Genomic DNA, 7,039 nt, shown 5'->3' with positions numbered 1-7,039 from the left:
TCACCCTAACCCCTAACGTCCCTACCATCTGTTTTGATGGAATGGGGAGACCACATAATGGAAATTCTGTAACATTAAATACTTTATTACCGGGTGATTTAAATATAAATTTCAAAAATAGTGATAAAAACACCACTATTCGCCTGTTTAGTGGAACGGGATATGCTATAATCCCTTGCAATAACTAATGTAATTTTTTAATTTTGCCGATATAGGTACAGAAAAAAAACGTGGCAAGCAGGGCAATGGAACAGCAAAAGATACTTCTTATAGAGCATGATCACATCCGCGCGTACCAAGATGGGATATTTAGCGAACCCTCTGCACGTGAATACAAAGAGCTCATTTCCGGGGCCATTGTTCCACTATCACTCCTTAATACCCATACCCTAAAATTCCCCAACCATCTCAGTGAAGATGAGCTACGTATTCAAGTAGAAATTCGGATGTTCGAAGAGGGTAACCTCGTAAGCGACGAAGAGTACACAATCGATTATATTCGCCACTCGATTGCCACTGATGATAGCAGTTTGGTAGAAGTTTTTGCCCTCTCACATACCAAAGCAAGTGAATACTTTGCCTCTGCCCTCACAAAATCCCCTTCTATCGATCGTATTATCCCCGGATTTTTGGTCTACGGCTCTCTTTACCCGAAGTTGGAAGCGAAAAACGATCTGTATATTTATTGGGGTGAAGAAGAGGCGTATGCCGCCATCTACCAAGAGGGTCGCTACATTGCCCATCGTAGCATTGAAACTCTCGCATCTATCGCCGTCGATACAGGATTAGATCTTCCTAAACTCAAGAGCTTCTTATCTACCAAAGGGGTAATCGAAGAGAATTATCTTAGCGAAGAATTAAACAAATATATCCTTATCCAAGAAAAAATTGCTAAAAATATCGAACGGATCGTCCATACCATTAATCATAAAAGAGGTCTTTTCGCTCTTAATGGAATCGATAACTGCTACCTCGATTTTGAAGGTGAAAATATCCTTGGACTCGAAAGTGTTTTTGAAGCCTACGGGGTAAAAGAGGTCAGATTCATCCCCCTAAAGCGCGAAGGATGTTCTCCTGAGACTATCCATGATGCCCTTTGCAGCGATGCACTCATAATTCAAAAAGAGGGGATGCTGAATCTCTCTCCTTATTTACGAAAAGCTCCGTGGTATGCCAGAGAAAGTGGCAAGTTTTTAGGCTTTCTAGGTGGAGCCCTTGCCCTTGTTCTCATCTCTTCCATCAGTATCGGATGGATGATCAGTAATGAAGAGACACGCCAAGCCGAGTTAAGTGTGCAGCTCGATACCCTTAAAAAAGAGACCGCATCACTTGCAATAACCCTTAAACAAAACAATAACCGTCTTCATCAAGAGCAAAATAGATCCTCAACACTCCAAAACGAGATAGCCCTCTATCATGGTGCCGAGGAGACTGCCGTATTGATTCACGATATGCACGCCGCACGTCAGCAGTTTCTCCTCGATACAACACAGGAGCTAGGGCGTTATCGCCTCGGAGCGATGCTGATGGAGCAAAACGGTTCCAAAGAGATGAGTATTCTGGTTGTTTCAGAGTACCGCAAGCGCGATGATATCGCTAAACTGATGAGTGGACTCTATGCTCGTGGGTATCAAGATGTTCAAACCCATGAAATCAAACTCGATAACAACAATACAACCTATAACAGCCTCGTAAAGGTGACGCGATGAACGATCTAGACGTACAGCTCGATAACCTCGACGAACAGCTAAGCGCCTATGAGTCCAAACAACGATGGATGATCTACCTCGGTAGTGCTTTGGGTATTTTGGTGATGGGATGGATGTTTTACCTCTCGGATGCAATGGATGAACTGACCGCTCTTGAAGAACAGAACAGTGCTCTCGTAACTCAAATCTCCGAAAGCTCCCCCGAAGCATACCGTGCAAAAATAGCCCAAAGTGCCGATGCGGCGATCAAAGAAGCAACAAAAAGTGCAGCTTTGGAAACGGAGAAACAGGCTCTTCTTCTCCAAATGGCAGCATCGTCAGGACTTATCTTTGATAACCGTCATTACGCTACGATGCTCGATATTTTATTGGAACGTTCAGTCAGACTAGGGCTTAGAATCGAGCTTATGGATTCGGTCGATAGCGATAAAGTGTTTTTTGGTAAAGTAAAACAGTTTAAAAAATTGACCATCATAGGAACAGGGAATTTCCCCGCTATCGCCGATTTTCTAACCTTTCTTGAAACTAAAAGTTCTCTGGTAGAAATTCAAAGTGTCCAAATCCGTACCGATGAGGAGAAACCGCGATTCGAAGCAGTTATCCTCTATATGGGAGTTGCTTTATGAGTAAATTCTCTCTCTTCATAACATTATTACTTAATGTACCACTTTTAATGCACGCCCAAATGTATGATCCCTTTGCTAAAACAGCCAAAACAAAATCCTCTTCCCCTCTAGGGTTGCTCCCTCCACCACCGATGATGGCGTCAGAACCCATAATTATACCAACGGTTGTTAGTGCAATTATGAATAATAAAGCCTTTATAAACGGAGCGTGGTACGCAATCGGTGATAAAGTCGATAACAAAGAAGTCACCTATATTCAAAACAATTTCGTCGGTCTCAAAGAGGGCAATCGCCTCACTATGATTAGCGTCGGCTCAAACCGCCGTGTACTCGGTACAAAGGATGTTCCATGAAAAAAATAATTTTATTGCTCGTATTACTCTACCCTTTTTTACACGCAGAGATGTGTGAGAATAAACGTTTTAGCCTCAGCGCTTACCAAAACCGAGGCGGTGCTCTGACACTGATGGATTTAGTACGCGATGTTGCTCAGACGTGTAATATCAGTGTCGTATTCGAAGATAAGCGAGCGAAAGAGCGTCTCTCACAACCTCTGGATATGGTCAACATACAAGACTACAGTGTTCCAGAACTTTTTACCTTTATTTTTGATGAACACAATCTTTTTCACACTTATGATCCGATAAAAGGGGTGGTCCGCGTCTCTTATACTAATACGGTCAATTTTAATATCGATTACATCAATATGTCTGAGTTAGTTACCGAATCGACCAAATCGATCACCGTTGGACCAAGCACTAATACCGGGGCCAACACAACTGGGACAACAGGAAGTGCCTCTACATCAAATACAAGCTCATCCTCAGGTAGTACAGGAAGTAATGGAGGAGCAAACAGTGATTATACAAATGTACGTGCCATTTCAACCTTCACATTTTGGGATCAACTCCAGAATCATATCCAGCAAATTTTACAGGTGGATGAAGAGTACAATGAAGCGCTTAATAAAACTCTCGTAAACCGTGATGCTGCCGTCGTTACTATTACCGGCACTAAACGTCAAATTGACGGTGTAAAACGCTATCTTAATAAACTTGAGTCTCGCATGCATTCTCAAGTGATGCTCGAAGCACATCTAATCGAACTTACCTATAATGATTACAGTTCAATCGGAGTCAATTGGAGTGATTTTAGCCTGGCATTGACAGGAAGTTATTCCAATGCCTACACTAATATTGTCGGTACTTCTAATCCTATCTATAAATTCGGGGTAGATTTTAATCCTGCCGGATTGATTAATTTCCTCAAAACATACGGCGATGTTGAAGTGCTATCAAACCCAAAAATTCTTACCTTGAGTAACCAACCTGCCGTTATCAATGTCGGACAGCAACTTAGCTATCTCTACCAAAATGGTGCTATCGCTTCCTCAAACACCCAAACCTCTGCTACAACTACCAACACTCTTGGCTCAGTTTTTGTTGGACTAACACTGAACATCATCCCTGAAGTGACCGAAGACGGATACATCATTATGCGGATCAATCCCATCACTAGCGAACTGTTAAACGAAAATGAGCTGAGTTCAAATAGTTCGACTACGGGAAGCTCAACAACTCAAACGCAACGAACCATGCCGCCGGATACACGTGTCAAACAGATGACTTCGATTGTTAAAGTCAAAGATTCCCAAAAAGTATTGATTGGTGGATTGATTGAGAAAAAAATTTCCAAAGACAATACTAAAGTACCTTTTATAGGAGATGTTCCACTATTTGGCCGTTTATTTAACAATGATACCGATACGGTACGTAAAAGTGAACTCTTTATCCTCATCACTCCGACATTGATTAAACAAGATGTTTTCCCCTCTATCGACGATGCCATTCTAAAGCGGTTTGACTAAAATGTCCAAATGGCTTGAAGCGGCAGATCAGTTCGAAGAACGGCGAGATAGTCGTGATTATTTTGAAATGCAAAGTGCCCTCGGAGCGATTGAGAAAATCCATGCCGTTTTAAGCTCAACAACTCGTCAACTCGTATTTTTGATTGGTGAACCGGGAAGCGGAAAAACATTTCTCCTCAATCTTTTGTATGAACAAATGACAGATCAACGCCATGTTATCTTGATCGAGACCCCTTTTATCACCCCGATTAATCTCCTCTATCAATTGATTCGGCATAAAGGTATAGAACCTGTTGGTGAAAACATCGAAGAACTCCGCACGCAAGCCATAGAACTTTACCTATCAAGTGATCATGTTATTATGATCGATGAAGCGCAGCTGCTGAGTACAGAAATGAGAGAGTTTATCCGTATTCTCGCCGATTCAAAAGCATTTTGGTTTATGCTGGCAATGCATAAAACAGAAGGAGAAGCTATTTTGCGTGCTCCCCACTTTAAAAGCCGCCCGCACAAAGTGATTGAACTTACACCCCTTACCCTGATCGAAGGAAAAAATTATCTTCATCGCGAATTATTGCGGATCGGATTTTCCGAAATTATCGATGAAATTTCCCCTAAAATGATCAAACATGCCCATAACATCAGCCAAGGAAATTTCCGAAATTATAAAAAACTCTTTCATCACCTGTTTCAACTTCTGCACTACACCAATGTTAACGCTAAATCCAAATATCTTCGCCCCTCACAATGTACAATAACGATGGCTGCAATGGATGCGGAGTTGCTCGATGATTAATAATTTTGACACCCTTGTAGCACGCTGCACCGCTATGCGTCGCCGTCGAATGATTCGACTCTCACTGTTCATTACTGGAACGATCTTAGTACTCGTTACGTTGGCTGCACTCACTATACAATGGAGTATTCTCGCTGCTCCTCAGACACCTATAGAAAAGCCATCTGAGACCAAACCCCAACCTGTTTCACTAAATTCAACCGTTGTCTCACCTGCACCGCAACCTAGTGCGCAGCCACTCTCTTATTCACTACCGATGCGTGATTCGACAAAAGCACGCGCCTTTGTGATTCAGCTCACTTCTAGTAAATCCTATGCCGACGTTAATGCGACTCGCCATAAAATACCTTCCCAATATCTTCCTAGTCTAGCAATTTACGCTATCAACGGATTTTATACATTGCGTTATCTCGATATTTATGACCGTGCATCCTTACCACAAGCAATAGAGTATTTTAAATCATTAGGCTTTAATGCACCAACAGCCTATAAATACAACCCTGAACGCATCGCCATTTCAGAAAACAATATCCCAAAATTAACCTCACTTCCCCTATCTGGCACCACTAGTGCTAATGATGTTCTTATACCGGTTACATCTGCGGCTGCTCAAACGCCCGCTAAAAACTTTACTAGCAATCGTGTGTTCAGTGTCCAGACTTCTGCCAAAAGTACGACTGCTGATTTCATTAGTGCCTATCGTACCAATCCAAAATATGAAACTGCATTAATCATCGCACGTGATTTTTACACTCAGGAAAACTATGTCGATGCGGCCATTTGGGCTAAAAAAGCAAACCAGCTCAACCGTGAGGTAGAAGAAGCATGGCTTTTATACGCTAAATCATATTACGCCCAAGGGCGTAAGGATGAAGCAATCAAAATTTTGGAACTCTATCTCAACTACAAAGATTCCAAAACCGCCTCTGACTTGGTTCGGACGTGGAAATTAAACAGCATACACTAAGGAGAAGAGGATGATCCGTCAACAAGTACGATTGGGAGATTTGCTCATTTCCGAAGCTCTTATAACACCAGAGCAACTTGAACATGCGCTCCAACAACAAAAAGATTCCGGTTTTACCAAAAAATTAGGAGAAGTCCTTGTTGATGAGGGGATGGTATCCCATAAAGAGATGGCACTGCTCCTCTCCAAACAATTAAAAATCGATTTTGTCGACCTCTTTGGTGAAAAGATCGATTTTCAATCCCTTGCCAAGTTCTCAATCTCTTTACTCACAGCAGCAAAAGCTATCCCTTTTAAAGAAGATGAAGATTACGTCTATATCGCTACTTCTGATCCATTAAATTTTGATGCTCTCGAAGCTCTTGAACGTAATATTGCAACGAAACCAATCAAAGTATTTTTATCGCTAAGCGAAGATATCACCCATATTTTCCAACGTCTTGAAATCATTAAAAAAACACAGAGTATCGCCGCTGAAGTCAAACGAGAGATCAATAATGAAGGTTCAAAAGGAGCTGAAGGTGATGCAAGTGCTGTTATGCAGCTCATCAATCTCATTATCAAAGATGCCGTTTTACGACGTGCCAGTGATATCCATATCGAACCGGAACTTCGTTCCATGTCCGTACGAGCACGTGTTGATGGGATCTTGCAAGAGACATTTGTTTTCGATCTGGATATTTATACGGCTCTCAACTCACGGATTAAACTTTTGGGTAATCTCGATATTTCTGAACGCCGAAAAGCACAAGATGGCCGCTTTAGCCTCGATGTAGCCGGAGGTAAATACGATTTTCGTCTCTCCAGTACCCCAACACTCTTTGGTGAATCAATCGTTATGAGGATTCTCGATCAGCAAAAAATCCTCCTCAAGCTCCATGAACTCGGATTTGAAAACAAAAATTTAGAAAAATTCAATGAAATCATCCATGCACCGTTTGGAATCGTCCTCATCACAGGTCCAACCGGAAGTGGTAAAACGACCACCCTTTACGCGGCACTTAATGAAGTCAAAAGTATCGAAAACAAAGTATTAACGATCGAAGATCCTATCGAGTATCAGCTCCCTCTGGT

8 protein-coding genes are annotated in these 7,039 nt (G+C 41.9%); all 8 read left to right on the top strand.

The genetic code is table 11. From position 1 onward, the window contains the following. Positions 1-188, top strand: a 188-nt coding sequence (locus PHR02_RS10735) for a hypothetical protein (protein ID WP_299991999.1), incomplete at its 5' end; no start/stop codon positions are given. 57 nt (positions 189-245) lie between these two features. Beyond that, on the top strand, positions 246-1,709 hold the full coding sequence (locus PHR02_RS10730) for a hypothetical protein (RefSeq protein WP_299991997.1): 1,464 nt from the start codon (positions 246-248) through the stop codon (positions 1,707-1,709). After that, a complete protein-coding gene (locus PHR02_RS10725; protein ID WP_299991996.1) occupies positions 1,706-2,335 on the top strand; it encodes a hypothetical protein in 630 nt (209 codons plus the stop codon). The genes PHR02_RS10730 and PHR02_RS10725 overlap by 4 nt, the downstream gene beginning before the upstream one ends. Then, positions 2,332-2,688, top strand: a complete 357-nt coding sequence (locus PHR02_RS10720; protein ID WP_299991994.1) for a hypothetical protein — start codon at positions 2,332-2,334, stop codon at positions 2,686-2,688. The genes PHR02_RS10725 and PHR02_RS10720 overlap by 4 nt, the downstream gene beginning before the upstream one ends. Then, positions 2,685-4,202 carry a secretin N-terminal domain-containing protein gene (locus tag PHR02_RS10715; protein WP_299991992.1) on the top strand — a complete coding sequence of 506 codons (1,518 nt, stop codon included), beginning with the start codon at positions 2,685-2,687 and terminating at the stop codon, positions 4,200-4,202. Before PHR02_RS10720 ends, PHR02_RS10715 begins: the two co-directional genes overlap by 4 nt. 1 nt (position 4,203) lies before the next feature. Further along, positions 4,204-4,998 (top strand): ATP-binding protein, encoded by a 795-nt coding sequence (locus tag PHR02_RS10710; protein WP_299991990.1) that lies wholly within the window; start codon positions 4,204-4,206, stop codon positions 4,996-4,998. Further along, a complete protein-coding gene (locus PHR02_RS10705) occupies positions 4,991-5,965 on the top strand; it encodes a CDC27 family protein (RefSeq protein ID WP_299991988.1) in 975 nt (324 codons plus the stop codon). Before PHR02_RS10710 ends, PHR02_RS10705 begins: the two co-directional genes overlap by 8 nt. Positions 5,966-5,975: 10 nt before the next feature. After that, on the top strand, positions 5,976-7,039 hold a 1,064-nt coding region (locus PHR02_RS10700; protein WP_299991986.1), incomplete at its 3' end, for an ATPase, T2SS/T4P/T4SS family.

It is taken from the genome of Sulfuricurvum sp. (genome assembly GCF_028688295.1).
Lineage (GTDB): Bacteria > Campylobacterota > Campylobacteria > Campylobacterales > Sulfurimonadaceae > Sulfuricurvum.
Note: the sequence above shows the minus strand (reverse complement) of the source record. Positions and strands in the feature narration are given on the sequence as shown.